Annotated in this window: 24 protein-coding genes, 1 tRNA gene and 1 pseudogene; 22 read left to right on the top strand and 4 right to left on the bottom strand. The window is 62.2% G+C overall.

The genetic code is table 11. The features are described from left to right. Positions 1-124 precede the first annotated feature (124 nt). Both F2P45_RS28455 and F2P45_RS28450 read right to left on the bottom strand, forming a co-directional pair. Positions 125-2,656, bottom strand: a complete 2,532-nt coding sequence (locus F2P45_RS28455; RefSeq protein ID WP_166881584.1) for an ABC transporter permease — start codon at positions 2,654-2,656, stop codon at positions 125-127. Between the two features lie 18 nt (positions 2,657-2,674). Beyond that, on the bottom strand, positions 2,675-3,706 hold the full coding sequence (locus tag F2P45_RS28450) for an adenosine deaminase (RefSeq protein ID WP_166881583.1): 1,032 nt from the start codon (positions 3,704-3,706) through the stop codon (positions 2,675-2,677). Between the two features lie 597 nt (positions 3,707-4,303). Between F2P45_RS28450 and F2P45_RS28445 the strand changes: the two genes are divergently transcribed. From F2P45_RS28445 to F2P45_RS28375, 15 genes are all read left to right on the top strand, one after another. After that, a complete protein-coding gene (locus tag F2P45_RS28445) occupies positions 4,304-6,226 on the top strand; it encodes a PrkA family serine protein kinase (protein WP_166881582.1) in 1,923 nt (640 codons plus the stop codon). Positions 6,227-6,314: 88 nt separating this feature from the next. Continuing rightward, positions 6,315-7,583 (top strand): YeaH/YhbH family protein, encoded by a 1,269-nt coding sequence (locus tag F2P45_RS28440; RefSeq protein WP_166881581.1) that lies wholly within the window; start codon positions 6,315-6,317, stop codon positions 7,581-7,583. A 30-nt stretch (positions 7,584-7,613) separates the two neighbouring features. After that, positions 7,614-9,140 carry a SpoVR family protein gene (locus F2P45_RS28435; RefSeq protein WP_166881580.1) on the top strand — a complete coding sequence of 509 codons (1,527 nt, stop codon included), beginning with the start codon at positions 7,614-7,616 and terminating at the stop codon, positions 9,138-9,140. Positions 9,141-9,787: 647 nt separating this feature from the next. Then, positions 9,788-10,450 (top strand): energy transducer TonB, encoded by a 663-nt coding sequence (locus F2P45_RS28430; protein ID WP_166881579.1) that lies wholly within the window; start codon positions 9,788-9,790, stop codon positions 10,448-10,450. Positions 10,451-10,538: 88 nt separating this feature from the next. Next, complete coding sequence (locus F2P45_RS28425) at positions 10,539-11,474, top strand: MotA/TolQ/ExbB proton channel family protein (protein WP_223164848.1); 936 nt, start codon at positions 10,539-10,541, stop codon at positions 11,472-11,474. A 6-nt stretch (positions 11,475-11,480) separates the two neighbouring features. Further along, positions 11,481-11,921, top strand: coding sequence for an ExbD/TolR family protein (locus F2P45_RS28420; protein ID WP_166881578.1), 441 nt, complete (start codon positions 11,481-11,483; stop codon positions 11,919-11,921). Positions 11,922-11,999: 78 nt separating this feature from the next. Next, on the top strand, positions 12,000-12,434 hold the full coding sequence (locus F2P45_RS28415; RefSeq protein ID WP_187367242.1) for an ExbD/TolR family protein: 435 nt from the start codon (positions 12,000-12,002) through the stop codon (positions 12,432-12,434). 67 nt (positions 12,435-12,501) lie between these two features. Further along, positions 12,502-13,743, top strand: coding sequence for a tetratricopeptide repeat protein (locus F2P45_RS28410; RefSeq protein WP_166881577.1), 1,242 nt, complete (start codon positions 12,502-12,504; stop codon positions 13,741-13,743). Between the two features lie 261 nt (positions 13,744-14,004). Continuing rightward, positions 14,005-14,976, top strand: a complete 972-nt coding sequence (locus F2P45_RS28405) for a bifunctional riboflavin kinase/FAD synthetase (RefSeq protein ID WP_166881576.1) — start codon at positions 14,005-14,007, stop codon at positions 14,974-14,976. 71 nt (positions 14,977-15,047) lie between these two features. Beyond that, the gene (ileS, locus tag F2P45_RS28400) at positions 15,048-17,969 is read left to right on the top strand and encodes an isoleucine--tRNA ligase (protein ID WP_166881575.1); all 2,922 of its coding nucleotides are present in this window, start codon (positions 15,048-15,050) and stop codon (positions 17,967-17,969) included. Between the two features lie 42 nt (positions 17,970-18,011). Next, positions 18,012-18,530, top strand: coding sequence for a signal peptidase II (lspA, locus tag F2P45_RS28395; protein ID WP_166881574.1), 519 nt, complete (start codon positions 18,012-18,014; stop codon positions 18,528-18,530). Positions 18,531-18,547: 17 nt separating this feature from the next. Beyond that, complete coding sequence (coaBC, locus tag F2P45_RS28390; RefSeq protein ID WP_166881587.1) at positions 18,548-19,768, top strand: bifunctional phosphopantothenoylcysteine decarboxylase/phosphopantothenate--cysteine ligase CoaBC; 1,221 nt, start codon at positions 18,548-18,550, stop codon at positions 19,766-19,768. A 14-nt stretch (positions 19,769-19,782) separates the two neighbouring features. After that, complete coding sequence (gene dut, locus F2P45_RS28385; RefSeq protein WP_166881573.1) at positions 19,783-20,232, top strand: dUTP diphosphatase; 450 nt, start codon at positions 19,783-19,785, stop codon at positions 20,230-20,232. A gap of 123 nt (positions 20,233-20,355) precedes the next feature. Then, the gene (locus tag F2P45_RS28380; protein WP_229505351.1) at positions 20,356-21,336 is read left to right on the top strand and encodes a M48 family metallopeptidase; all 981 of its coding nucleotides are present in this window, start codon (positions 20,356-20,358) and stop codon (positions 21,334-21,336) included. After that, the gene (locus tag F2P45_RS28375) at positions 21,333-21,731 is read left to right on the top strand and encodes a surface-adhesin E family protein (RefSeq protein WP_166881571.1); all 399 of its coding nucleotides are present in this window, start codon (positions 21,333-21,335) and stop codon (positions 21,729-21,731) included. The genes F2P45_RS28380 and F2P45_RS28375 overlap by 4 nt, the downstream gene beginning before the upstream one ends. 12 nt (positions 21,732-21,743) lie before the next feature. Here F2P45_RS28375 and F2P45_RS36840 read toward each other — a convergent pair whose 3' ends face one another. Further along, positions 21,744-21,878 carry a hypothetical protein gene (locus F2P45_RS36840; RefSeq protein ID WP_267877383.1) on the bottom strand — a complete coding sequence of 45 codons (135 nt, stop codon included), beginning with the start codon at positions 21,876-21,878 and terminating at the stop codon, positions 21,744-21,746. A 50-nt stretch (positions 21,879-21,928) separates the two neighbouring features. Between F2P45_RS36840 and F2P45_RS28370 the strand changes: the two genes are divergently transcribed. From F2P45_RS28370 to F2P45_RS37065, 6 genes and pseudogenes are all read left to right on the top strand, one after another. Further along, complete coding sequence (locus tag F2P45_RS28370; RefSeq protein ID WP_166881570.1) at positions 21,929-22,936, top strand: XdhC family protein; 1,008 nt, start codon at positions 21,929-21,931, stop codon at positions 22,934-22,936. 236 nt (positions 22,937-23,172) lie between these two features. Further along, the gene (locus F2P45_RS36470; protein WP_229505350.1) at positions 23,173-23,451 is read left to right on the top strand and encodes a hypothetical protein; all 279 of its coding nucleotides are present in this window, start codon (positions 23,173-23,175) and stop codon (positions 23,449-23,451) included. Then, positions 23,436-23,660, top strand: a complete 225-nt coding sequence (locus F2P45_RS36465; protein ID WP_229505349.1) for an EamA family transporter — start codon at positions 23,436-23,438, stop codon at positions 23,658-23,660. The genes F2P45_RS36470 and F2P45_RS36465 overlap by 16 nt, the downstream gene beginning before the upstream one ends. A gap of 9 nt (positions 23,661-23,669) precedes the next feature. Then, positions 23,670-24,554 (top strand): DNA-3-methyladenine glycosylase family protein, encoded by an 885-nt coding sequence (locus tag F2P45_RS28360; RefSeq protein WP_229505348.1) that lies wholly within the window; start codon positions 23,670-23,672, stop codon positions 24,552-24,554. 67 nt (positions 24,555-24,621) lie between these two features. Further along, positions 24,622-25,665 (top strand): MerR family transcriptional regulator, encoded by a 1,044-nt coding sequence (locus F2P45_RS28355; protein ID WP_166881569.1) that lies wholly within the window; start codon positions 24,622-24,624, stop codon positions 25,663-25,665. 173 nt (positions 25,666-25,838) lie between these two features. Further along, positions 25,839-25,952, top strand: a pseudogene (locus F2P45_RS37065) (methyl-accepting chemotaxis protein); the annotation flags it as partial. 69 nt (positions 25,953-26,021) lie between these two features. Here the strand turns inward: F2P45_RS37065 and F2P45_RS28345 are convergent. Next, positions 26,022-26,098, bottom strand: a tRNA-Met gene (locus tag F2P45_RS28345). Positions 26,099-26,289: 191 nt separating this feature from the next. Here F2P45_RS28345 and F2P45_RS28340 point away from each other — a divergent pair. After that, positions 26,290-26,874, top strand: coding sequence for an NUDIX hydrolase (locus tag F2P45_RS28340; protein ID WP_166881568.1), 585 nt, complete (start codon positions 26,290-26,292; stop codon positions 26,872-26,874). Positions 26,875-26,876 lie beyond the last annotated feature (2 nt).

Genomic DNA, 26,876 nt, shown 5'->3' with positions numbered 1-26,876 from the left:
AGCTGCTCTGAGGTAGAATTCATGTCGGGCAAGGTGGCGTTTTTGTTGATAGCTGTGTTTCTCGATAACTCACATTTTATCAATCACTTACGGCATTCTTGCCCTTTTTTATGCAAAATTCAGGCTAAGTGCCGCGCAGGGTCTGCAGCGGCGGCTGGCGCAGCACGTTGCGCAGTCCGAGCCAGCCGCCGATGATCGCGCACAGCGCGCCCACCACCAGGCCGGCCAGCCACACCATCGGGCTGAAGGTCCACGGGAACTTGAACTGGTAAGTCGCCAGTGCCCAGCCCAGCGCCGCCGCGCCCGACGCCGCCAGCAGGCCCGCCAGGCCGCCCACCAGCGAAAATTCGATCCACTGCGCGCGCGCGAGCTGCTTGCGCGTGGCGCCCAGCGCCCGCAGCAGGCCCGACTCGCGGGTGCGCTCGTCCTGCGACCCCATCAGCGCCGCGTACAGCACCAGCACGCCCGAGGCCAGGGTGAACATGAACAGGAATTCGACCGCGGTCACCACCTGGTCCAGCACTTCCTGCAACTGGCGGATGATGCCGCTGACGTCGATCACGGTCAGGTTCGGAAAATCGCGCGTCAGGCCGTTGGTGAAGGTGCTCTGGGCCGGCGGCAGGTGGAAGGCGGTCATGAAGGTTTGCGAGGTCTTCTCCATCGCGGCCGGGTTGATGATGACAAAAAAGTTGGCGCGCATCGAGCCCCATTCGAGCTTGCGCAGGCTGGTCACTTTGGCGTCGACCAGGGTGCCGCCGACATCGAAGCGCAAGGTGTCGCCCAGTTTCAGGCGCAGCGTCTTGGCGATGCCCTGTTCGACCGAGGCTTCGGCCACGTCCGGTCCATCCTTGTACCACTGGCCCGCCACGATCTCGTTCGAGGCCGGCATGTCGCTGGTGGTCGAGAGGTTGAATTCGCGGTCGGACAGGCGGCGCGCATTGTCGTCGTCGTAGGTGGCGGCGGTGATCGGCTTGCCGTTGATGGCGGCCAGGCGGCCGCGGATCATCGGGAACAGCTGCGCGTCGTCGACCCTGGCGGCGGCGATGCGCCTGGCCACGTCATCCTTCTGCTCGGGCAGGATGTTGATGATGAAGCGGTTCGGCGCGTCCGGCGGGGTGGCGCTGCGCCAGGCGGTCATCAGGTCGCCGCGCACCACGGTCAGCAGCAGCAGGGCCATGAGGCCGAGCGCCAGCGACACCACCTGCACGATGGTCGCGCCCGGACGGCGCTGCAGCGAGGTGACGGCGAAGCGCCAGCTCTGGTTGTCGATGGCGCCGCGCAGCGTCTTGAGGGCGGCCAGGCCGCCCCACGCCACCAGCGCGAAGACGGCGAAGCCGCCCAGGAAACCGGCCGCGGTGGACAGCGCCAGCTTGACGTCGCCCGCTTGCCACAGCAGCAGGCCGACGAATACCACCAGGCCCAGGCCGTAGGTGGCCAGCGCCATCGGTTTCGGCGCGGCCTGTTCGCGCCGGATCACGCGGTTGTGCGGCACGTTGCGCAACTGCAAGACCGGCGGCAGCGCAAAGCCGACCAGCAGCAGCATGCCGGTGGCGATGCCCTGCACGGCCGGCAGGAAGGACACCGGCGGCAGGTCGGTGCTGAGCATGGCGCCGATCAGCTGCATCAAGACATAGTGGCCGCCGAATCCGACCAGCACCCCGAGCGCGCTGCCGACCAGGCCGATGAGCGCGAATTCGATCAGGTACAGCAGGGTGACCTGGTTCTGGGTCAGGCCGAGGCAGCGCAGCATGGCGCAGGCGTCCAGGTGGCGCAGCATGAAGCGGCGCGCGGCCATGGCCACGGCGACCGCCGCCAGCATGGCCGAGAGCAGCCCGACCAGCGACAGGAAGCGGTCGGCGCGGTCGAGCGTGGAGCGCATTTCGGGACGGCCGTTTTCGAGCGATTCGACGCGCACGCCGCGCACCTTTTCAGCCTCGATGCGCTCGCCGATCCATGCTTCGTAGTCCTTGACCGCCCTGGTGTCCTTGTTCGAGGGGGCGCTCACCTGCAGGCGGTAGGTCACGCGCGAGCCGTTGTCGACCAGGCCGGTGGCATCGAGATCGGCCAGCGGCAGCATCACGCGCGGCGAAAAATTGGCGAACGAGGGGCCGCGGTCGGGCTCCGAGGCGATCAGCTGGGCGATCGTGAATTCCTTGTCGCCGACGCGAATGCGGCTGCCGACGGTCACTTTCAAGGCGCTCAGGATATTGGGATCGACCCATACCGTGCCCGCCGCGGGCGTGGCGTCGGTTTTCTCGCCCAGGGCGGCGCTGGCCTGCTCCAGGCTGGTGGTGATGCGCAGCTGGCCGCGCAGCGGGTAGCCGGGCGAGACGGCCTTGATGGCCGCCAGCTGCGAGACCGACTGCTCGCCCTCGCCCGCCTGCGCCATGCTGGGAAACGTCACCGTATCGGCCAGCACCAGGCCGCGCTTGACGGCTTCGGCGCGCCAGGCCGGATCGAGCGGCTGGTCGGCATTGACCAGCAGGTCGGCGCCGAGCAGCTGGTGCGCATCGCGATTGAGGCCGTTGCGCATGCGGTCGATGAAAAAACCCACCGCCGACAGCGCCGAGACGGCGATGATCAGGGAGATCAGCAAAAAACGCAGTTCACCGGCGCGCCAGTCGCGCGCGGTCATTCGAAGCGATTGAATCAGCATGGCGGGGTGGGCAGTCTGTTAGAGGGAGACGTTGGCGTTGGCGCTGGCGTTGGCGAAAAACTGGTCGACCTCCGCAAGGAAAGCGCGCTTGGCTTCCGGTTCCAAAAAGGCCGCCGTGAAGCTGTTGCGGGCCAGCTGGCGCGCGTGGACGGCGGTGAGGGGCAGCGCCTCGAACACGGCCACGAAGTTATCATTCATGTAGCCGCCGAAGTAAGCCGGGTCGTCCGAGTTGACGGTGGCGACCAGGCCGGCCTCGAGCAGGGTCAGGAGATTGTGTTGTTCCATCTCGCCGAACACGCGCAGCTTGACGTTCGACAGCGGGCAGACGGTCAGCGCGATCCGCTCCCTGGCCAGGCGCGCGCTCAGCTCCGGGTCTTCCAGGCAGCGCACGCCGTGGTCGATGCGTTCGACATTCAATACGTCGAGCGCGGTTTCGATGTAGGCCGGCGGGCCTTCCTCGCCGGCGTGGGCCACCAGGCGCAGGCCGAGCTGGCGGCAGCGCTCGAACACGCGCGCGAATTTTTCGGGCGGATGGCCGCGCTCGGACGAGTCGAGGCCGACGCCGATGAACTTGTCGCGGAACGGCAGCGCTTCTTCCAGGGTGGCAATGGCGTCGTCTTCGCTCAGGTGGCGCAGGAAACACATGATCAGGGTCGCGCTGATCGGACCGTCCTGGCAGGCGCGCCAGATGCCGTTGATCATGGTGTCGAAAGGCACGCCGCGCGCGGTATGGGTTTGCGGGTCGAAAAAGATTTCGGCATGGCGCACGTTGTCGGCGTGGGAACGCACCAGGTAAGCCATGGTCATATCATAGAAGTCCTGCTCCTTGAGCAAGACGCTGGCGCCGGCGTAGTAAATGTCGAGGAAGGATTGCAGGTCGCTGAAGGCGTAGGCCGCGCGCAGCTCGTCCACCGAGGCATAGGCCAGGGAAACACCATTTCTTTGCGCCAGCGCAAAGATCAGCTCCGGTTCGAGCGACCCTTCGATGTGGATGTGCAATTCAGCCTTTGGCATCTGTTGCACAATATTTCTCATCTGGTCGTTCAGCATGGGTTTCTCCGTCGGTAATGGGTGTGTCGTCAGACCGCAGTGTAGCGCAAGCGCACGCCGCAAGCGCAGGCCGCAAGCGCGCCACCGCTAAGGGTCCCCTAAGTGCGGGGCGGAAAATGTGTGTCACGAAGCGTGATTTTCGTGCGCCATCGGTCGCAGAGTTCGTGCACTATCCAATCACCCGCGATGGTGGCGCTGGCGTTCTTTCATTGGTGCAGGAAACCTTGATCAAGACGGCATGCATAACAAACCTCCAAGGCAAAAATGAGACAACAAAATGGACCGTAAACATACTGTTTTTTCTTTTTAAATCAACCACTTGGAACCGTTACATCAGCTTGCTCTACATTACTTTGACTTCCGCAACTATTAGGCACATAATAAATTTCACAGGCGTAAGAAGAGCTTGTCGATACGCGCAAATCACCGGGCAACACCGGTAAAAACAATAAATATCGTTAGCCGTTTTTTGTTTCGGAATTGCTGGAACAGGAAAGCCGGCGGCGGCTCGCAAGGAGCACCCAACAACCAGGGCTGACAGCACGCCTGCGGTAAGACTGCCAGTGACAGTGAAGTAGCACATTAAAGGACATTCAAATGACCATTTTTGACAACTACGCAGCTCGCTACGAGCGTACCCGCGAAGAGGAGTATTCCCTCTCTGAGTATCTGGCACTGTGCAAAAAGGACAAGCTGACGTACGCCAGCGCGCCCGAACGCATGCTGGCGGCGATCGGCGAGCCGACCCTGGTGGACACGCGCAACGACACGCGCCTGTCGCGCATCTTCGCCAATAAGGTCATCAAGATTTATCCGGCCTTCCGCGATTTCTACGGCACCGAAGAAGTCATCGAGCAGGTGGTGTCGTACTTCCGCCATGCGGCGCAGGGGCTGGAAGAACGCAAGCAGATCCTGTATCTGCTCGGCCCGGTCGGGGGCGGCAAGTCGTCGATCGCCGAAAAGCTCAAGGTACTGATGGAACAGGTGCCCTTCTATGCGCTGAAAGGTTCGCCGGTGAACGAATCGCCGCTCGGCCTGTTCAACGAGGAAGAAGACGGCGTCATCCTCGAAGAAGATTACGGCATTCCGCGGCGCTACCTGCGCACCATCCCGAGCCCGTGGGCGGTCAAGCGCCTGCACGAATTCAATGGCGATATCAACCAGTTCCGCGTGGTCAAGCGCTATCCCTCGGTGCTCAAGCAGATCGCCATTTCCAAGACCGAACCGGGCGACGAGAATAACCAGGATATTTCTTCGCTGGTAGGCAAGGTCGATATCCGCAAGCTCGAAGATTATGCCCAGGACGATCCGGACGCCTACAGCTATTCGGGCGGCCTGTGCCTGGCCAACCAGGGGCTGATGGAATTCGTCGAGATGTTCAAGGCGCCGATCAAGGTGCTCCATCCGCTGCTGACCGCCACCCAGGAAGGCAATTACAAGGGGACCGAGGGCTTCGGCGCGATTCCTTTCGACGGCATCATCCTGGCGCACTCGAACGAGTCGGAGTGGAAAACCTTCCGCAACAACCGCAACAACGAAGCCTTCCTCGACCGGATTTACATCGTCAAGGTGCCGTACTGCCTGCGCGTGTCCGACGAGATCAAGATCTACGACAAGCTGATCCGCAATTCCTCGCTGGAGCAGGCGCCGTGCGCGCCCGGCACCATGAAGATGATGGCGCAGTTCGCGATCCTGTCGCGCCTGAAGGACCCGGAAAACTCGAGCGTCTTCTCCAAAATGCTGGTCTACGATGGCGAAAACCTGAAGGACACCGATCCCAAGGCCAAGTCGATGCACGAGTATGTCGATTACGCCGGGGTGGACGAAGGCATGAACGGGCTCTCGACCCGCTTCGCCTTCAAGATCCTGTCCAAGGTCTTCAACTTCGACAATACCGAAGTGGCGGCCAATCCGGTGCACCTGCTGTATGTGCTGGAACAGCAGATCGAGCGCGAGCAGTTCCCGCCCGAAACCGAGCAGCGCTACTTCTCGTATATCAAGGAGCACCTGGCGCAGCGCTATGTCGAATTCATCGGCAAGGAAATCCAGACCGCCTACCTGGAAAGCTATTCCGAATACGGCCAGAACATTTTCGACCGCTATGTGACCTTCGCCGACTTCTGGATCCAGGACCAGGAATTCCGCGATCCCGACACCGGCGAGAGTTTCGACCGCGATTCGCTCAACAACGAGCTGGAAAAGATCGAGAAGCCGGCCGGGATCAGCAACCCGAAGGATTTCCGCAACGAGATCGTCAACTTCGGCTTGCGCGCCCGCGCCACCAACGGCGGCAAGAATCCGGCCTGGACCAGTTATGAAAAGTTCCGCACCGTGATCGAGAAGAAGATGTTCTCGAATACCGAGGAACTGCTGCCGGTCATTTCGTTCAATGCCAAGGCCAGTGCCGAGGATGCGAACAAGCACGCCGACTTCGTGGCGCGCATGGTGGATAAGGGTTACACCGCCAAGCAGGTGCGCCTGCTGTGCGAATGGTATCTGCGCGTGCGCAAGTCGTCGTAAGGCGGCCGGATAGCGGGCCGTCGCGGTCCGCCCGGCACGCTACGGCGCTTGCCCGGGCGCAAACAGGATTTGAAGCAGGAGGCCCGTTTTGACTTACCTCATCGACCGACGCTTGCAAGGCAAGAACAAGTCTGCGATCAACCGAGAGCGCTTCTTGCGGCGATACAAAAGCCAGATCAAGGACGCTGTCGGGCGGGCCATCAAGGGCCGCTCGATCACCGATATCGAGAATGGCGAGAAGGTATCGATTCCCGTCAAGGATGTGAACGAGCCGAATTTCGGCCACGCCCACGGTGGCGTGTGGGAAACCATCAACCCCGGCAACAAGGAATATCAAAAAGGCGATCAATTCAACCGGCCCAAGGGCGGCGGCGGCGCCGGGCGCGGCAAGGCGGGCAACAGCGACCAGCAATCGGAAGACGATTTCATCTTCGAGCTCTCGCGCGAAGAATTCATGAATTACTTCTTCGAAGACCTGGAATTGCCCAACATGGTCAAGACCCAGCTGACCGCCACCACCGAATTCAAGAACCAGCGCGCCGGCTACAATATGTCGGGCACGCCGTCCAACATTCACGTGCTGCGCTCGCTGCGCGGAGCGCTGGGACGGCGCATCGCGGTCGGCGGCAGCTCGCGCAAGGCGGTGCTGGAGGCCGAGAACGAACTGATCGCGCTGCTCGAAGAAGGCACGCCGCTCGACGATCCTCGCGTGGTCGAGCTCAAGCGCCTGATCCATCACCTGCACACCAAGCTGCTGGCGATTCCCTTCATCGATCCGTTCGACCTGCGCTACAGCAACCGCATCAAGGTGCCCAAGCCGATGACCCAGGCCGTGATGTTCTGCATCATGGACGTGTCGGGCTCGATGGACGAGAGCCGCAAAGATACCGCCAAGCGCTTTTTCATCCTGCTGTACCTGTTCCTGAAACGCGCCTACGACAAGATCGAGGTGGTGTTCATCCGCCACCACACGGCCGCGTCCGAAGTGGACGAGGAAGAATTTTTCCATTCGCGCGAATCGGGCGGCACCGTGGTGTCGTCGGCGCTGCACCTGTTGACCAAGGTCATCGGCGAGCGCTACGGCAGCGGCGAGTGGAACAGCTACGTCGCGCAAGCCTCGGACGGCGACAACTGGGACAACGACTCGGTGCTGTGCAAGCAGTTGCTGATCAATACCATCATGCCGGCGGTCCAGTACTACACGTATGTGGAAATCACCGACGGCCCGCCGCAGAACCTGTGGGAGCAGTACGCCGAAGTATCGGACCACCATCCGAACTTTGCGATGCAAAAAATCGTCACGCCGGCCGATATCTATCCGGTCTTCCGTGAACTATTCAAGAAGCAACCGAAATAAGCAACTCGCCGGCACCAGGAGAGCACAGCCATGCCAAGAGACCCCAAACACCCGCGCGCCCTGCCCGAACAGTCGGAATGGACTTTCGACCTGATCGAGCACGCGCACGAAGAAATCCGCCGTGTCGCCAGGAACTTCGGCCTCGACACCTACCCCAACCAGCTCGAGATCATCACCGCCGAGCAGATGATGGATGCCTACACCTCGGTCGGCATGCCGGTTTCGTACAACCACTGGTCTTTCGGCAAGCATTTCCTGTCCACCGAAAAGAGCTACAAGCGCGGCCAGATGGGCCTGGCGTACGAGATCGTCATCAACTCGAATCCCTGCATCGCCTACCTGATGGAAGAGAACAGCCTGACCATGCAGGCGCTGGTGATCGCCCATGCTGCCTACGGGCACAATTCATTTTTCAAAGGCAATTACCTGTTCCGCACCTGGACCGATGCCGACGCGATTGTCGACTATATGGTGTTCGCCAAGAACTACATTGCCGAGTGCGAACAGCGCCACGGTATCGACGCGGTCGAGCTGCTGCTCGACTCCTGCCATGCGCTGCAGAACTACGGCGTGGACCGCTACAAGCGTCCGGCCAAGCTGTCCTTGGCGCAAGAAAATGCGCGCCAAAAAGAACGCGAAGAATATGCCCAGTCGCAGGTCAACGCCCTGTGGCGCACCGTGCCGCGGCGCGACGAAGAAGCGGCCGACGTGGCGATCCCGCGCTTCCCGCCCGAGCCCGAGGAAAACCTGCTGTACTTCATCGAAAAATATGCGCCGCTGCTCGAACCATGGCAGCGCGAAATGGTCCGCATCACGCGCAAGATTTCCCAGTATTTTTATCCGCAGCGCCAGACCCAGGTGATGAACGAAGGCTGGGCCACCTTCTGGCACTACACGATCTTGCAGGAACTATATAAGGAGGGCATCGTCGGCGACGGCTTCATGATGGAGTTCTTGCAGAGCCACACCAACGTCGTCTATCAGCCGCCCGCCACCAGCCAGTACTACAGCGGCATCAATCCGTACGCGCTGGGCTTCGCCATGATGAGCGATATCCGCCGCATCTGCGAGAACCCGACCCAGGAAGACCGCGACTGGTTTCCCGCGATCGCCGGCACCGACTGGCGGGTGGCGCTCGACTTTGCGATGCGAAATTTCAAAGACGAAAGTTTCATTGCCCAATACCTCTCACCGAAACTGATCCGCGACTTCCACTTCTTCGCCGTGCTCGACGACGACAAGAACGAGAAGCTGACCATCTCGGCCATCCACGACGAGCGCGGCTACCGCTACGTGCGCCAGCAGCTGGCCGAACAGTACAACCTGGGCAACCGCGAACCCAACATCCAGGTCTGGCAAGTGAACACGCGCGACGACCGGGCCCTGACCTTGCGCCACACCCAGTTCCAGCGCCGTCCGCTCAACCAGCACGCCCAGGAAGTGCTCAAGCACGTCGCGCGCCTGTGGGGCTTCGACGTCCATCTGGACACGGTCGACCCTTCCGGGAACATCCTCAGCAGCCTCGAATGCAAGCGCGAAAAGCGCAATCGTCCTTAGCGAGCGGGCCGGCGCAAGGCCGGCTGCCGGGCGCTCCACCCGGCCCTACCAGATGAGCGCAACAGAATCGTCCATGTCCGCGCAAAAAAGACTGGTACGCGCGCATCAATATGCTATATTGCTGACGTGATGACAGTCATTAGCCAGGCGCATAGCTTGGCGCGCCAGACTGGTCCGGCATCCCCGCGATGACGACCATTCCGGCGCTGCGCAGCCAGCCTTTCGACAGCAAGTTCCCGGATGCGCAACCGTGGCTTTCAACAGTACGCCCCCCATGACTGAAACTAGCTATAGTTAGCATAATCGCCACGGCGGGGTCGAATGTTATTTGGCGGAGTGTCAGCAAAGTGTAAGAAACAACGGGTTCAATCGATTGTTCCATGCATTTTCTACGTTTTAGCATGCCCTTCACATGACGTAGCATTTTAGTATTGCTTTTTTTACCGGAAGATGCAGGTCATGGCTCTAGCGAGGCCTTTGACAATCGTTTTCACGCTCTGAATCGACCCGGTTTGGCGCCGTAAAAATGTATGGTAAAAAAAGGATTCGTAGGTATAATTCGCCGACGTCCCGGATGCGGCTCAAGGTCTTGTCGTGTTTTGTGGGTTTAGTAGCAACAAAAAGAGTTGGTATTGGAGAAAGCAGGCATGAATTTTTCGCATGATAAGAACCCCGGGAAGAATTTCACTGGCATTGCGGTCGTAATTGCTATTCACGCGTTGGTGGCTTGGGGGATCGTAAGCGGTCTGGGTACCCGCATGGTCACTAAAATGGCTGAAGCAGTGGAAACCAAGATTGTCGAAGAGGTCAAACCGCCTCCTCCGCCGGATGTTCCGCCACCGCCGCCGCCGCCTGAAATGAAGGCGCCTCCGCCTCCGTTCATTCCGCCGGTCGAAGTCAACGTACAGCAGCCGCCACCGGTCCAGAACACGATCGCCGCGGCGACCAATGTCAAGCCGGCCACGACGGAACTGCCACGTCCAGCGCCTCCTGCGCCACCAGCGCCACCGGCGCCGGCCAACCCGAATCCAGTCCGCATCGCTGCGGTCGCCGATTTCAACACTTGCGCAAAACCGGAGTTCCCAAAAGCTTCCTTGCGTAACGAAGAAACCGGCACGGTCACCCTGTCTTTCCTGATCGGTACCGACGGTCGCGTCGCCGATTCGAAAATTGTCAAGTCGAGCGGCTTCAGCGCCCTGGACAAGGCAGCGAAAGAAGGCATCGGAAAGTGCAAGTTCAAGCCAACCATGGTTGATGGCAAGCCGGAACAAGCATGGATGCAAATGCAATACGTCTGGACGCTGGATTAAGAACCGAGGCGGCAGTTTAGTCTCACTACTGTGATTTTCGTTGTCATTATGTTCAGCGAACTGATTATTTTATAAATTTGGAGGAAGCATGTTTAAGAATACCCGTTTGTCCGCTGCACTGGCGGCTGTCCTGTTCTCGGTTACAGCAGCTTCGGCGCTGGTCTCCGCACCAGCTTTCGCTGACGCTCCTGCTCCAGCGGCAGCCCCTGCGGCAGACGCAGCGGCTCCAGCTGCGGCGCCAGCACCGGAAGCGGCTGCTCCAGCAGCGCCGGCAGCTGAGGCTCCGGCAGCGCCAGCAGTCAAAGAAGGCGAAAAAGAAGCGGTGCACAACCCGTACGGTATCGAAGCACTGTGGGCCGAAGGCGACTTCGTTTCCAAAGGCACGCTGATCATCCTGTCGCTGATGTCCATGGGTTCGTGGTACATCCTGATCACCAAGCTGATCGACCAGGCTAAAATTTTCAAGCAATCGAAAGAAGCCCAGGCCAAGTTCTGGAAAGCATCGTCGATCGCAGCTGGTTCGGCTACCCTGAAAGAAGGCAGCCCATTCCGCTTCATCGCTGAAACCGGTACCAAGGCAACCAATCACCACGACGGCGCCCTGCTTGAGCAGATCGACCTGTCGACCTGGGTGACGATGTCGATCCAGCGCGCTGTTGACAAAGTTCAATCGCGTCTGCAAGACGGCCTGTCGTTCTTGGCAACCGTTGGTTCGACCGCACCGTTTATCGGTCTGTTCGGTACGGTGTGGGGTATCTACAATGCACTGACCGCCATCGGTATGTCGGGTAACGCATCGATCGATAAAGTTGCAGGTCCAGTCGGTGAAGCGCTGATCATGACCGCGTTCGGTCTGTTCGTTGCGGTTCCTGCGGTTCTGGGTTACAACTGGCTGGTTCGCCGTAACAAGTCGGCCATGGAAGATGTCCGCTCGTTCAGCGCTGACGTTCACTCGGTCCTGATTTCGGGTGCGATGTCGACCAGCGAAGCTGGCCGTGCTGCCGGCGCTAAAAAGATCGGATAATTCACCATGTCCATGAGCGTCGGCTCCGATAGCGGAGAAGAAGATGCAGTCATGTCAGAAATCAACACGACGCCGCTTGTCGACATCATGTTGGTTCTGCTGATTATCTTCTTGATTACGAGCCCGGTGGTTCTGAAGCTGCAAACGATCGCGTTACCTTCAGAAACCAACCAGGCATTGAAACCTAAGCCAACCACGGTGAACATCGTCGTCAATAAAGAAGGCGACATGTACTGGAACCAGACCCGTTTGAACGATACGAACGAGCTGTTCGAGTTCCTGAAAAAGGAATCCGTCAAGATGCCTCAGCCTGAAGTACACGTACGCGGCGACCAGCAAACGCGTTACGAGTTCATCGGCAAGGTGATGTTCACGGCACAGCGTGCTGGGATTCAGAAGGTCGGCTTCATTACGGAACCACCAGATAAAACTGGTAACACCCGCTAAGCCCTCCTTCAGCAGGGCGCGGGACCAGCGGCACCGGTCCCGCGCCCTGCGGGTTCCAACATTAGAAAAGGAAACATCATGAGTATGAGTGTCGGTTCTCCCGCCGCAGGCGCGGATCCGGAACCAATGATGGAAATGAACATGACTCCCTTGATCGACGTGATGTTGGTCTTGATTATCATGTTGATCATCACGATTCCGAAACAAAACCATGCAGTCAATCTGAACATGCCTGTCGGTCCTGCCTCGGTACCGCCGAAGCCGCCTGTGGTCATCACGATTGACGTCGACTTCGACGGCACGATTCTGTGGAACAACGAGGTCATCGCTGACCGCGCTGCCCTGGAAGCGAAGATGAACGCCGTTGCGGCAATGCCGGATGCGGACCAGCCTGAAGTGCACATGCGCCCTAACAAGCTGGTTGAGTACAAGTATGTTGCCGGCGTGATGGCAACTGCCCAGCGTCTTGGCGTGAAAAAGATTGGTATGGTTGGTAACGAACAGTTCCAATAAGCGCTATTGCTAATTGACGATACGGCAGGGTAATCCTGCCGTTTCGCTTTTGATTGAAAGAGTTCCAATGATCAAGTTTCGTCTCGCACATCTCGGCCTCGCCATGGCCGCTCTTGGCTTTACCGCAGCAACGCCCGTCGTCGGACTGTCCACTGCCTATGCAGCAGAAGCGGTGCGCGCGGAAATTGGTGGTCCTTTGCAGGCTGCCCAGAAAATGATGCAAGCCGGACGCGCGAAGGACGCGCTGAACGAACTGCGCAAGCTCGACAGCAAAAACCCGACCGCGAATGAGCAATACCTGATCGAAAGGGTGCGCGCTGCCGCCGCCTCGACCGCCGGCGACTACGATACGGCCGCCCGCTCGTTCGAAAAACTGATCGACTCGGGCAAACTGTCCGCCAGCGAACGCGCCAATTTCTCCGAAGGCCTGATCGGCATCTACATGCGCGCCAAGGAATTCGGCAAGGCCAACGCCGCCATCCAGAAATCGCTGAAAGAGCGCGACGATCCGAAGCTGCGCGCCTACCTGATCCAGAATTACATGTCGATGGGCAACACCGCAGAAGCCACCAGGCTGCTTGAATCGGATCTGCGCGCCTACGACAAATCCGGCCGCACGCCGCCGGAAGAACCGCTGCAAATGATGGCCAATCTGCAGAACAAGAGTGGCGACAAAGTCGGCTATGTGGCGACCATCGAAAAACTGGCTGCCCACTATCCGAAGGCAAGCTACTGGGCCGACCTGCTCAACCGCATCACCAGCAAGCCTGGCTTCGCCGACCGCCTGCGCGTGGACGTCTCGCGCCTGCAACTGGCCAACAACCTGCTGAAAAAGCCGAGCGAGTACATGGAGCTGGCCCAGCTGGTCCTGCGCGATGGCGCCGCCGCCGAAGCGGTCAAGATCGTCGACAAAGGCTACAAGGCGGGCATTCTGGGTGTGGGCGCCGATGCGCCGCGTCACCAGCGCCTGAAAGACCTGGCCGACAAGACCCTGGCCGAGTTCAACAAGAACATCGCCACCAGCGAAGCTGCGCTGCAAAAGGTCGCCGATAACGACGGCCTGGTCAGCCTCGGCTACGCCCTGGTGCAAGCCGGCCAGGCCGAAAAAGGCCTGGCGATGATGGAAAAAGCCATCGCCGCCGGTAGCCTGAAGCGTCCTGACGACGCCAAGCTGCGCCTGGGTCAGGCTTACGCCGCGGCCGGCCAGAAAGCCAAAGCCATCACCGCCCTCAAATCGGTCGGCGGCAAGGACGGCACGGCCGAACTGGCACGCTACTGGATCATGGCCATCAACCATCCAATGGCTTGATCGTCACCGCGATACGGTAGTCCCCCGAAAGCGCTGTCTGCATCTTGCAGGCAGCGCTTTTTAGCTTTGAACGTATAATCGCTACTTCGATTATTCATGGGGACCTCGAAAACCGTAGCGAGCGGCGCAAGTTTCGTTCGAGAAGCGCAACCGTACGAAGGTACGGTGAGCATCGCAGGACTTTCGTGTCCCGGACTAAAATTGCGCCGCGCAGTAGGTTTTTCGAGGTTCCCTCATGCACAGACATCCCAAGAGCACCCTATGAAGGTTTTTCGCGGTCTTCCCAACGACCGGGCGCGCGCGCCCTGCGCACTCACGATCGGTAACTTTGACGGTGTCCATCGCGGTCACCAGGCATTGTTGGCGCGCGTGTGCGCGGCCGCCTCCGACCTGGGACTGGAAGCGGCCGTGATGACGTTCGAGCCGCATCCGCGCGAATTTTTCGCGCGCCGCGCCGGCGACCTGTCGCGCGCCCCCAACCGCATCGCCAACCTGCGCGACAAACTGCAGTCGCTCTCGAACGCCGGCATCGACCGCGTCATCGTCGAACACTTCAACGAACACTTCGCCGCCATCTCGCCCCAGGATTTCGTCGAGCGCGTGCTGGTCGAAGGCCTGCACGTCAAATGGCTGATGGTCGGCGACGACTTCTGCTACGGCGCGCGGCGCGCCGGCACCGTCGCCATGCTGATCGAAGCGGGCAAGCAGCACGGCTTTCATGTCGAGACGCTGCCCACCGTGATGCACGGCGCCCAGCGCATCTCCTCGTCGGCCGTGCGCACGGCGCTGGCCGCGGGCGACTTCGAGCAGGCCGGCCAGCTGCTCGGCCACCCGTACGCCATGTCGGGCCATGTGATCCACGGCGCGAAGCTAGGCCGCACGCTCGGTTTTCCGACCTTGAACTTGCGCGTGGCCCACCGCCCCGCCCTGTCGGGCATTTTCATCGTCCAGGTGCATGGCCTCGGGCCCGAGCCGCTGCCCGCCGTGGCCAGCCTGGGCGTGCGCCCCACCGTCGACGACAGCGGCCGCGTGCTGCTCGAGGTGCACGTGTTCGACTTCGCCCAGTCCTGCTATGGCAAGATGGTGCGCGTCGAATTCCTCGAAAAGATCCGCGATGAAGAAAAATACACCGGCCTGGCCACCCTGACCGCCGCGATCACGCGCGACAGCGAGCAGGCGCGCGCCTGGTTCGCCCGGCGCGCCGCTGCCCTGACCGCCCTGGACCGAATTTGACGCCGCCCCTGTAAACGCCGCAGAGCGCGTCACGACCCAAGACACCCAGATACACCTCTTTGAAGAAAAATATGTCCGACAATAGCCAAACCAGCAAACCAGAGCAGCAGCAAAACCAGCAAGCCCCCAAGGGCGGCAAAAAAGACGCCAAGCCAGTGAGCAAATACCCGGTCAACATGACCGACACCCCGTTCCCGATGCGCGGCGACCTGGCCAAGCGCGAGCCGGGCTGGGTCAAGCAATGGCAGGACAAGAAAATCTACGAGCGCGTACGCAAGGCGGCCAAGGGCCGTCCGATGTTCGTGCTGCACGACGGCCCGCCGTACGCCAACGGCGACATCCACCTCGGCCACGCCGTCAACAAGATCCTCAAGGACATGGTGGTCAAATCGCGCGGCATCGCCGGCTTCGACGCGCCGTATGTGCCGGGCTGGGATTGCCACGGCATGCCGATCGAAATCCAGATCGAAAAACTGCACGGCAAAAACCTGCCGACCGCCGACGTGCTCACCAAGGCACGCGCCTACGCGCTCGAACAGGTCGACCGCCAGCGCGCCGGCTTCATTCGCCTCGGTGTGCTCGGCGAATGGGACAACCCGTACCTGACCATGGCCTTCCGTAACGAGGCCGACGAACTGCGCTCGCTCGGCACCCTGCTCGACAAAGGCTATGTGTATCGCGGCCTGAAACCGGTGAACTGGTGCTTCGATTGCGGCTCGGCCCTGGCCGAAGCGGAAGTCGAATACCAGGACAAGCGCGATCCGGCCATCGACGTCGGCTTCGCCTTCACCCAGCACGACAAACTGGCCGCCGCGTTTGGGCTGCCTGCGCTGCCGGCCGGCGATGGCTTCATCGTCATCTGGACCACCACCCCGTGGACCATTCCGTCCAACCAGGCGCTCAACGTCAATCCGGAAGTCACCTACGCGCTGGTCGAGACCACGCGCGACGGCAAGCCGCTGCTGCTGATCCTGGCCGCCGACCTGGCCGAATTGTGCCTGGCGCGCTACAAGCTCGAAGGCAAAGTCATCGCCACCTGCCTCGGCGCCGCTTTCGAGGGCATCGCCTTCAAGCACCCGCTGCACGCGTCCGACGCGTTTTTCGACCGCCTCTCGCCGGTCTACATGGCCGATTACGTCACCACCGAAAGCGGCACCGGCGTGGTGCACTCGGCGCCAGCCTACGGCCTGGACGACTTCATTTCGTGCAAGGCGCACGGCCTGAAGGATGACGAGATCCTCACCCCGGTGATGGGCGACGGCCGCTTTGCGTCGACCCTGCCGCTGTTCGGCGGCATGACCATCTGGGAAGCCTCGAAGCCGATCTGCGCGGCGCTGACCGCCGCCGGTGCCCTGTTCGAAGTGAAGATGTTCGATCACAGCTACATGCATTGCTGGCGCCATAAAACGCCGATCGTCTACCGCGCCACCTCGCAGTGGTTCGCCGGCATGGACGTGACGCCAAAAGACGGCGGCCCGACCCTGCGCGAAACGGCCCTGAAGGGCATCACCGAAACGCGCTTCTTCCCGGACTGGGGCCAGGCGCGCCTGCACGGCATGATCGAAAACCGCCCGGACTGGACCCTGTCGCGCCAGCGCCAGTGGGGTGTGCCGATGGCCTTCTTCCTGCATAAGGAAACCGGCCAGCTGCATCCGCGCACACCCGAACTGCTGGAGAGAATCGCCAAGCTGTTCGAAGAGCGCGGCATCGACGCCTGGCTCGACATCGAACCGAAGGACCTGCTCGGCGACGATGCCGACATGTACGTCAAGAACAAGGACACGCTGGACGTCTGGTTCGATTCCGGCTGCACCCACCAGACCGTGCTGCGCGGCTCGCACGCGGCCCAATCGCACTTCCCGGCCGACCTGTACCTGGAAGGCTCGGACCAGCACCGCGGCTGGTTCCACTCGTCGCTGCTGACGTCCTCGATGCTCAATGGCTGCCCGCCGTACAAAGCCCTGCTCACGCACGGCTTCACGGTCGACGCCGAGGGCAAGAAGATGTCCAAGTCGCTCGGTAACACGATGGCGCCGCAAAAAATCTCCGACACCCTCGGCGCCGACATCCTGCGCCTGTGGGTCGCCTCGACCGACTACACGGGCGAGCTGTCGATCTCCGAAGAGATTCTCAAGCGCGTGACCGAATCGTATCGCCGCATCCGCAACACCCTGCGCTTCCTGCTGGCGAACACCTCCGACTTCGATCACGCCAAACACGCGCTGCCGACCGCCGACCTGCTCGAAATCGACCGCTATGCGATTGCCGCCATGGGCGCGCTGCAAAACGACATCGCCAGCCACTACGAGCGCTACGAATTCCACCCGGTCGTCTCCAAGCTGCAGAACTACTGCTCGGAAGACCTGGGCGGCTTTTACCTGGACATCCTCAAGGACCGCCTGTACACGTCCGCCGTCGATTCGCCGGCGCGCCGTTCGGCCCAGACCGCGCTGTGGCACATCACCCAAAGCCTGCTGCGCGTGATGGCGCCGATGCTCAGCTTCACCGCCGAGGAAGCGTGGGCCGTGTTCGCCGACGCCGACGCCTTTGCCGCCAGCGACGAAACCATCTTCACGCAAACCTTCTGGACCATGCCGGACGTCGCCGACGGCGCCGCCCTGCTGGACAAGTACACCACCTTGCGCGCGGTGCGCACCGACGTCACCAAGCAGCTCGAAGAATTGCGCGTGTCCGGCGCCATCGGTTCGTCGCTGCAGGCCGAGCTGACCATCAAGGCCAGCGGCGACAAATACCGCTTGCTGGCGAGCCTGGACGACGACCTCAAATTCCTCTTCATCACCTCGCAGGCGCAAGTGAGCGAAGTGCCCGGGGAAGCGAATGAAGCGATCGAGGTGGCCGCCTCCGGTGCGCCGAAATGCGAGCGTTGCTGGCATTATCGCGCCGACGTCGGCACCCACGCCGAGCACGCGGGCCTGTGCGGCCGCTGCTTCAGCAATTTGTTCGGCGGCGGCGAGAAGCGCGCTTTTGCATAAATTCGCATAGACAAAAACAAGACCAAAACAAGATACCGACCCATGGCCACCAAAAAGAAACAGCTGTTCTCGTCCACGCCGCAAGGCGGTTCCGGCATGATGCCCTGGCTGGGCATCGCCGCCATCGTGATCCTGCTCGACCAGCTCACCAAGATCGCGATCCAGAAAACCTTCGTGTTCGGCGAAGAGAAGGTCATCACGTCCTTCTTCAACCTGGTGCTGGCCTATAACAAGGGGGCCGCCTTCGGCTTCCTGAACAGCCAGCCCGGATGGCAGCGCTACTTCTTCACCGGCGTGGCGGTCATCGCGGTCGGCTTTATCTTGTACATGTTGAAACGCCATGCCGGCCAGCGCCTGTTCTGCTGGGCGCTCGCGCTGATCATGGGCGGCGCCATCGGCAACGCCATCGACCGCCTGGCCTACGGCCATGTGGTCGACTTCCTCGACTTCCACATCGCCGCCCTGGGCCACTTCCCGGCCTTTAACGTCGCCGACAGCGCCATCTGCATCGGCGCCGCGCTGTTCGTCTTCGACGAGCTGCGGCGCGTGAACCGGCAATAAGGAGAGCGCGCATGACGATGGACCTGCAAGGTAAGAAGATCGTCCTCGGCCTGTCCGGCGGGGTGGCCTGCTACAAGGCGGCGGACCTGTGCCGCGCGCTGATCAAGCAGGGTGCCTCGGTGCAGGTGGTCATGACCGACGCCGCCACCCACTTCATCACCGCCGTGACGATGCAGGCCTTGTCCGGCCATCCGGTCCACACCGACCAGTGGGATCCGCGCGTGGCCAACAACATGGCCCACATCGACTTGACGCGCGGGGCCGATGCGATCCTGATCGCACCCTGCTCGGCCGACTTCATGCGCAAGCTGGCGCACGGAGTGTGCGACGACCTGCTCTCGACCTTATGCCTGGCGCGCCCGCAGCGCGTGCCGCTGCTGGTGGCCCCGGCCATGAATGTCGAGATGTGGGAAAACCCCGCCACCCGCCGCAACGCCGCCCAGCTGCGCGCCGACGGCGTCAGGATCTTCGGCCCGGCCGCCGGCGAACAAGCCTGCGGCGAAACGGGCCTGGGCCGCATGCTGGAACCGGCCGAACTGCTCGACGAAGTCATCGCCTCGTTCCAGCTCAAGGTGTTGGCCGGCAAACGCGTCTTGATCACCGCCGGGCCTACTTTTGAGGCGATCGACCCGGTGCGCGGGATTACCAATCTGTCGTCCGGCAAAATGGGCTACGCGATTGCCCGCGCCGCGCGCGAGGCCGGCGCCGAGGTCACCCTGATCTCCGGCCCGACCGCGCTGGCCACACCGCACGGGGTGCGCCGCACCGACGTGCAAAGCGCGCGCCAGATGCACGACGCCGTGATGAACGCCGTCGGCGGCCAGCACGTGTTCATCAGCGTGGCCGCCGTGGCCGACTGGCGCGTTGCCAACGCCAGCACCCAGAAAATGAAAAAACAGGACGACGGCGCCACGCCGACCCTGGAGTTCGAGCAGAATCCCGACATCCTGGCGTCGGTCGCCGCCACCACTTCGGTATCGGGCTGGCCCTACTGCGTGGGCTTCGCCGCCGAATCGGAACGTTTGGCCGAATACGGCGCTGTCAAGCGCGAGAAAAAGGGCATTCCTCTGTTGGTCGGCAATATCGGCCACCAGACTTTCGGCCAGGACGAGAACAGCATCATGCTGTTCGACGACTCCGGCCACACCGTACTGCCGCGCGCCGACAAGCTCACCCTGGCGCGCCAGCTCATTTCAGAAATCGCAAGGCGCATCGAACAGCGCTCCCTGCTCAAGTAAAAAGTATCCGCACCATGAAAACCATTGACGTCAAAATCCTCGACCCGCGCATGAAGGACCAGCTGCCGGCCTACGCCACGCCGGGCAGCGCCGGCCTCGATCTGCGCGCCTGCATCGACGAGCCGATCACCATCGAAGCCGGCGCCACCGTGCTCATTCCCACCGGGCTGGCGATTCACGTGAGCGACCCCGGTTACGCCGCCATGATCCTGCCGCGCAGCGGCATGGGCCACAAGAACGGCATCGTGCTGGGGAATCTGGTAGGCTTGATCGACTCCGACTATCAGGGTCAACTGATGGTATCGACCTGGAACCGTGGCCAGAACGCCTTCACGCTCAACCCCATGGAGCGCCTGGCGCAAATGATCGTGGTGCCTGTCGTGCAGGTTGGATTCAACATCGTCGATGATTTCGACACAAGCGAACGCGGTGCCGGCGGTTTCGGCAGCACCGGAAAACACTAATTGGAGACTTCTATGGCCCGTTTCACTGGTCTGCTTCCGGCTGTGCCGGTAATCTGCCTGGCACTGATGCTGTCGGCTTGCGAGACGACCGGGCCAGCCCCTGATGCCACCCCCACGGTACCCATGCCGCAGCAACCGGCCGAGCCGCCCGCGCGCGTGGTCACGCCGCGCATGGCCGCCGCCGCCGAGGCGCTGACCAGAATGGCGTCCCTGCAGGAACGCCTGTACCGCATCGCCGCCCCGCTCCTGATCAACAACGCGGACCTGTGCAAGTCGTCCACGCGCAACCTGCTCGGTTTCACCGCGCGCAACCGCTACTGGTATCCGGGCGAGTACAACGAAGCGGCCCAAATCGCGTTCGACATGGGCGAGCGCCTGCAGGTCACCGGCGTACTGGCCGGCAGCGGCGCGGCGCGCGCGGGCCTGCGCCGCGGCGACAACCTCATCTCGGCCAGCGGCAAGGCGCTGCCGGTCGGCCCCAGCGCGTCGAGCACAGTCGGTTCGGTATTCGGCCCGCTGGTCGCCAAACAGGCCAGCCTGGCGCTGCAGATCGAGCGCGACGACAAGACCCGCGAACTGACCGTGCCGGTCACGCGCGCCTGCGGTTTCGTGATCGAACTCGGAAACGCCGACAACATCAATTCCTACGCCGACGGCTCGCGCGTGATGGTCACCCGCGGCATGCTGCAGTTCGCGAGAAACGACGACGAAGTCGCCTACCTGCTGGCCAAGGGCATGGCGCACAACATCCTCGGACACGCCACCTCGCAGCGCCACGTCGGCACCATCGGCAGCATCATCGACAACCTGACCAACGTGCGTCCCGATACCTCGATGCTGATCGGCAGCGGCGGGATCAAGGCCATGCCGCCCGAACTCGACGCCGCCGCCGATCATCTGAGCATGTACCTGCTGGCGCGCGCCGGCGTGAGCATCGATGGCGCGGCCCCGTTCTGGAAGCGCCTGGCCGCGACCTATCCGGCCACGGTGTTGAACGGCTACGTCGCCAACCACCCGGGTACCAGCGCGCGCCTGGCGGCGATCGACAAGGCCACGGCCGACATCAAGGCCAAGCAGGCGGCCAAGAAGACCATCGCGCCATGAAAAAGCTGCTGCTCGCCTGCCTGATGACCCCATTGCTCGCGCAGGCGGCGCAATGGGTCAAGGTCCCGGTCGGGTCGAGCGCGGGCAGCCAGTCGTACATCGACAGGAGCAGCATCATCAGGAGCGACAAGAGCTACAAGGTGTGGTCGCTGGTATCGTACGCAAAAGAGCAGGCTACGCCCGAAGGCACGCCCTACCTGTCGATGAAGGCGCTGCACCTGTATTCGTGCGCGGAGCGCACCACCACCTTGCTCAGCCAGGTGTACTACGCCGAGGCGATGGGCAAGGGGCCGGTATCGCAAAGCTTCAAGTACGAAAAATTCGCACCCGAAGACGTCGTGCCCGACAGCGTGTCGGACGGCGCGCTGCAGGTGATCTGCAAGCGCAGAAAATAGAACGGCGGACTGCTAGCTCGGGAAATCCGGGAAGTACGTCCCCATGATCCACGTCAGCACGCCGCAAAACACCACCACCGCCACGAGGACGATCAGCAAACGGCCGAACTTCGGCGAACCGTCGTCATTTTTTGTATCATTGCTCATCTTCCCACCCACCATGTGCTCGATTCAGGAGCGCCAGTATATTCGATTCAATGGACAGCATAGACCTGGAAGTATTAAAGACCGCCTCGGCGTGGATCGCCGCCGGTCACCGCTGCGAGTTGATCACCGTGATCAAGACCTGGGGCTCGAGCCCGCGCCCGATCGGCGCCACGCTCGCCATCTGCGACGACGGCCGCGTGGTCGGCTCGGTCTCGGGCGGGTGCATCGAAGATGACCTGATCGAACGCGTGCGCCGGCACGGCATCACGCGCGCCATTCCCGAGGTGGTCAGCTACGGCATCAGCGCCGACGAAGCGCACCGTTTCGGCCTGCCCTGCGGCGGCACCATCGAACTGGCGATCGAACCGCTGTCGAACGCCAGCGCCATCGACGAACTGCTCGCGCGCCTGGAAGCGCACGAACTGCTGGCGCGCCGGCTCGACCTGGCTACCGGTACGGTCAGCCTGACGCCAGCGCAGTCGGGCGATGCGCAGTTGCTGGCCAACGGCGTGCTGACCACGATTCACGGCCCGCGCTGGCGCCTGTTCATCATCGGGGCCGGCCAGCTCTCGCGCTTCCTGGCGCAGATCGCCACGGCGATGGACTACTACGTGACCGTGTGCGACCCGCGCGAAGAATACCGCGCCGGCTGGAACCTGCCTGGGGTGCAGCTGGTGCACACGATGCCGGACGACCTGGTGCTCGAATCGCACCTGGATCACCGCAGCGCCGTGGTGGCGCTCACGCACGACCCCAAGCTGGACGACCTGGCGCTGATGGAGGCGCTCAAGTCCAAGGCGTTTTATGTGGGCGCGATCGGCTCGCGCCTGAACAACGCCAAACGGCGCGAGCGGCTCAAGCAATTCGACCTGTCGGACCAGCAGCTGGCGCGCCTGCACGGCCCGATTGGCCTGTACATCGGCAGCAAGACGCCGTCCGAGATCGCGATTTCGATTCTCGCGGAACTCACCGCCATCAAGAACGGCGTGCCGGCCGAACTGCAGGTGCGCCATGCGGCGGCGCTGGAGCCGGCCGGCACCGAGGTGTGCGCGTTCTAGCTGGTTGAATAGCAACAAGCGGCTTTCCCGCATGCGGCCGGCGGTGGACAATACCGCTTCGTATCTGGAATACGCCCCATGAACACAGCCAACCTGCTTCGCCTGATCGTCCTCGCCGCCATCTGGGGCAGTTCCTTCCTTTTCATGCCGGCGCGTTCTGGTCGCGCCAGGCCATCGCCGGCAAACAGATACTCGGCCTGGCGCTCGGCACCTGCGGCATTGCCCTGCTGGTCGGTTTGGACGATGTCACAGCGCGGCCCGGGGCGCCGCTCGCCATCGCCGCCGCGCTGCTGGCCGCCTTTTGCTACAGCGTGGCCAGCACCTACGCCAAGTCGGCCAAAGCGGTCGAACCTTTCGCCAACGCGCACGGCAGCATGTGGGCCGCAACCTTGCTGGTGATTCCCGCTCTGCCGTTCTTCCCCGCGCCCGCCGTGGCCACGCCTGGCATCATGGCGGCGGCACTGGCGCTCGGGTGCTGTGCAGCGGGATTGCCTACATCATGTATTTCAAGCTGATACAGCAAGTCGGCCCCACTTCGGCGCTGACCGTCACCTTCCTCAGTCCCCTGTTCGGCATCTTGTGGGGCGTGCTGTTCCTGTCCGAACATGTGGGCTGGCATACGGTTGCCGGCGCCGCCGTCGTCATCGCCGGCACGGCGCTGGTGACCGGGTTCACGCCGTTCGGGCCGCGTGCTATCGTTGCGCCCTCTCCCCACAGCAAATAGGTCCGCAACTTGCAGAAGTCGATTCCTCTTCCGGCGGGTTACCGCAGCGCCGACGTCCTCGCCTTCCACAGCCGCGATCTTGAAGGCATGGCCGAACAGGTGGCACCGGCGCGCATCCGCAAGGGCGTGATGATCGGCGCCGTGCCGGTGCTGCTCGACATCGCCCTCGGCCCGGACGCGGCACTGTGCACGGTCGATGCCGACGGCGCGCTCACGCCCGCCTACGTGCGCCAGGCCGACGATGCCCTGCTCAACATCCTGGCGCTGCGGATCGACCCGGCGCCGTTTCTGGCGGCGGTGGCGGGCGACCCGCTGCTCGGACCCGTGGTGCGGCGCCAGCCCGGCTTGCGCATCGTGCAGTCGGCCACGATTTTCGAGGCGCTGACCTGGGCCATCATCGGCCAGCAAATCAACCTGACGTTCGCCATCGCGCTGCGCCGCACGTTCATCTTGCAGGCCGGCCGCCAGCACAGCAGCGGCTTGTGGTGCTACCCCGAAGCGGGCGATGTGGCGCGCCTCGATGCGAACGCGCTCACCACCCGCAAATTCTCGCGCTCCAAGGCCGACACCTTGCTGCGCCTTGCGCAACTGGTCGACAGCGGCGCACTGGTGCTCGATCGCCAGCATGACGCGGGACACGTCGCGGCATCGCTGCTGGCCGTCAAAGGCATCGGCCCATGGACCGTCAACTACGCCCTGCTGCGCGGCTACGGCTACCCCGACTGTTCGCTGCATGGCGACGTCGCCATCCGCACGGCCTTCCAGCACCTGCTGGGCGAAGACGCCAAACCGGACATGGCGCGCACCGAAGCGCTGCTGGCCAACTACGCGCCGCACCGGACCATGGCGGCTGCCCATTTGTGGGCGAGCCTGCATCCGCGCCCGAGCGATTAAACCGCTTGACCCTGACGCCACGTCAGACTCCAGACTGTGTTCACGCATGAAGACAAGGAGCGATTCGATGAAGTTAAAAATAGGCGAGCTGGCGAAACGGTCGGGACTGACGGTGCGCGCGCTCCATCATTACGATGCCATCGGCCTGCTCTGTCCTTCGGCGCGTTCCGAGGCCGGCTACCGCCAGTACAACCGCGACGACATCGCCCGCCTGCACCAGGTGCAGGCACTGCGCCGCTTTGGCGTGTCGCTGGCCGACATCGGAACCTTCCTGGCCAATCCGGCCTCCAGCCTGTCGAACATCGTGGAGCAGCAGATCGCCGCGCTGACCCGCCAGATCGACCAGGCCGGCATCTTGCGCGCGCAGCTGACAACGCTGCACAGCGAACTCGATGCCGGGGTGGAGCCGGACCTGGCCGCGTGGCTGACCACTTTGGAGTTAATGACCATGTACGATACCTATTTTTCAAAAGAAGAACTGAAACAGCTGCCATTTTTCGCCGGCGACGCCGCTTGCATCGCCGAGTGGGACGCGCTGGTGGCGCGCTTCAAGCAGATGATCGCCGCCGGCACGCCACCGTCGGCACCTGCGGCGCAATTGCTGTCGCAGGAATGGATGCTCAAGCTGGAGCGCGATACCAACGGCGACCCGGACGTAATGGTCCGCATCCTGGCCATGCAGGCGCGCGAGCCCGCCATGCGCGAGCAGAACGGCGTCACGCCGGAAGTCGAGGCGTTCTTGAAGGAAGCCTTTGCGCAGTCGCGCCTGGCGATGTTCAAGAAATACGTCTCGCCTGCGGAGTTCGCGTACATGAACGCGCACTACCGCCTGCGCATGGACGAGTGGCCGGCGCTGATCGCGCGGGTGCGCAAGGCGATCGCCGACGGCGCGGCACCGCACGATCCGCAGGTGCGCCAGTTGATGCGCGAATGGATCGACTTGTCGGAATCGTCCATCGGTACCGATCCCGCCACCCACGAGAAAATGCGCATCGCTTACGAAAAGGAACCGCTGCTGATGATCGGCAGCTGGATCACCGATGAGATGAAGGCATACATCGGGCAGGCCATGGCGGCCATGCGCCAGCCTGTGAACCAGCCAGGAAAATAGCGTCAACCTCGTCCGCCCTCAACGGACAAGGGAATCCTCCGTGCCCGCCACAGTCGCTGGCACGGTGGATCTCCACGCAGAACACAGGTAGATTCATCCGTTCGAAAGAGATGGCCGATTTTCACATCGGCCAAGGACATCAAGGAATTGGTCGATGTCTCGATCGGCAAGGCTCGGCCCCGCGCGAGCAGAGTGCCGGCATCAACCAGGTTAACGATGCTGTGACGCAAATGGGTGAAGTGACGCAGCAAAATGCCGCACTGGTGGAAGAAGCGGCCGGCGAGGCTGATCGCCAGCCCTGACGCAACAACGGAAAAAGCCCTCGACTCTTTGCAGAATCAAGGGCTTTTCGAATTTGGTTGCGGGGACAGGATTTGAACCTGTGACCTTCGGGTTATGAGCCCGACGAGCTGCCAGACTGCTCCACCCCGCGTCTGTATGTAGCTATTATAGGGGCCTTTTCAGAATTAGGCAATATTAATCCAATCAAGATGCGCGATAGCGGTAAGGCAAACGCGGGCGCAGGGGCGTCAGCGCGCTTTTACGCCCCGCGCACACCGCATTTGGCCTGCAATCGGTGTACAGTAAGCGAACATCATTCTTCCCACACTCTTTCCACCTTCTATGAAATTTTGTTCCGAGTGCGCCCATCCCGTCGACCTGCTCATCCCCGAGGGCGACAACCGCCCACGCTATGTCTGCAAGCAATGCGCGGCGATCCACTACCAGAATCCCAAACTCGTCGTCGGTTCCATTCCTGTGTGGCAACCAGAACGCGAGGAAGTGCGCGTGCTGCTGTGCAAGCGCGCGATCGAACCGCGCCACGGCTACTGGACCTTGCCGGCCGGCTTCATGGAAAACGATGAAACCACCGCCGAGGCCGCCGTTCGCGAAACCGAAGAGGAAGCCGGCGCCGACATCGAGATCGGTAACCTGTTCAGCCTGCTTAATGTCGCCCAGGTGCACCAGGTCCACCTGTTCTACCTGGCCCGCCTGCGCAGCCTGGACTTTGCGCCCGGCATCGAAAGCCTGGACGCGCGCATGTTCGCCGAGCACGAGATTCCGTGGGACGACCTGGCCTTCCCCACCATCCGCACCACCCTGGAACTGTTTTTCGCCGACTGCGCCCGCATGCGCGACGGCGGCGGCTTCGGTTTCCACACGCACGACGTGGTGCGGGCGATGCGTATTTCCAGCGATCCCGACTAAGC

Origin of the sequence: Massilia mucilaginosa, from assembly GCF_011682145.1 — a bacterium.
Taxonomy (GTDB): Bacteria; Pseudomonadota; Gammaproteobacteria; order Burkholderiales; family Burkholderiaceae_D; genus Telluria_A; species Telluria_A mucilaginosa.
This window is presented reverse-complemented; position numbering and strand designations above follow the sequence as displayed.

Bases quoted from the DNA above. Each gene is read 5' to 3' on its own strand.
- F2P45_RS28415 (WP_187367242.1), top strand. From the start codon at position 12,000: ATGAGTATGAGTGTCGGTTCTCCCGCCGCAGGCGCGGATCCGGAACCA.
- F2P45_RS28410 (WP_166881577.1), top strand. From the start codon at position 12,502: ATGATCAAGTTTCGTCTCGCACATCTCGGCCTCGCCATGGCCGCTCTT.
- lspA (WP_166881574.1), top strand. From the start codon at position 18,012: ATGGCCACCAAAAAGAAACAGCTGTTCTCGTCCACGCCGCAAGGCGGT.
- dut (WP_166881573.1), top strand. From the start codon at position 19,783: ATGAAAACCATTGACGTCAAAATCCTCGACCCGCGCATGAAGGACCAG.
- F2P45_RS28435 (WP_166881580.1), top strand. From the start codon at position 7,614: ATGCCAAGAGACCCCAAACACCCGCGCGCCCTGCCCGAACAGTCGGAA.
- F2P45_RS28420 (WP_166881578.1), top strand. From the start codon at position 11,481: ATGTCCATGAGCGTCGGCTCCGATAGCGGAGAAGAAGATGCAGTCATG.
- F2P45_RS28450 (WP_166881583.1), bottom strand. From the start codon at position 3,706: ATGCTGAACGACCAGATGAGAAATATTGTGCAACAGATGCCAAAGGCT.
- F2P45_RS28405 (WP_166881576.1), top strand. From the start codon at position 14,005: ATGAAGGTTTTTCGCGGTCTTCCCAACGACCGGGCGCGCGCGCCCTGC.
- F2P45_RS28375 (WP_166881571.1), top strand. From the start codon at position 21,333: ATGAAAAAGCTGCTGCTCGCCTGCCTGATGACCCCATTGCTCGCGCAG.
- F2P45_RS28340 (WP_166881568.1), top strand. From the start codon at position 26,290: ATGAAATTTTGTTCCGAGTGCGCCCATCCCGTCGACCTGCTCATCCCC.
- F2P45_RS28445 (WP_166881582.1), top strand. From the start codon at position 4,304: ATGACCATTTTTGACAACTACGCAGCTCGCTACGAGCGTACCCGCGAA.
- F2P45_RS28430 (WP_166881579.1), top strand. From the start codon at position 9,788: ATGAATTTTTCGCATGATAAGAACCCCGGGAAGAATTTCACTGGCATT.
- coaBC (WP_166881587.1), top strand. From the start codon at position 18,548: ATGGACCTGCAAGGTAAGAAGATCGTCCTCGGCCTGTCCGGCGGGGTG.
- F2P45_RS36465 (WP_229505349.1), top strand. From the start codon at position 23,436: ATGTATTTCAAGCTGATACAGCAAGTCGGCCCCACTTCGGCGCTGACC.
- F2P45_RS36840 (WP_267877383.1), bottom strand. From the start codon at position 21,878: ATGAGCAATGATACAAAAAATGACGACGGTTCGCCGAAGTTCGGCCGT.
- F2P45_RS28380 (WP_229505351.1), top strand. From the start codon at position 20,356: ATGCCGCAGCAACCGGCCGAGCCGCCCGCGCGCGTGGTCACGCCGCGC.
- ileS (WP_166881575.1), top strand. From the start codon at position 15,048: ATGTCCGACAATAGCCAAACCAGCAAACCAGAGCAGCAGCAAAACCAG.
- F2P45_RS28425 (WP_223164848.1), top strand. From the start codon at position 10,539: ATGTTTAAGAATACCCGTTTGTCCGCTGCACTGGCGGCTGTCCTGTTC.
- F2P45_RS28370 (WP_166881570.1), top strand. From the start codon at position 21,929: ATGGACAGCATAGACCTGGAAGTATTAAAGACCGCCTCGGCGTGGATC.
- F2P45_RS28355 (WP_166881569.1), top strand. From the start codon at position 24,622: ATGAAGTTAAAAATAGGCGAGCTGGCGAAACGGTCGGGACTGACGGTG.
- F2P45_RS28455 (WP_166881584.1), bottom strand. From the start codon at position 2,656: ATGCTGATTCAATCGCTTCGAATGACCGCGCGCGACTGGCGCGCCGGT.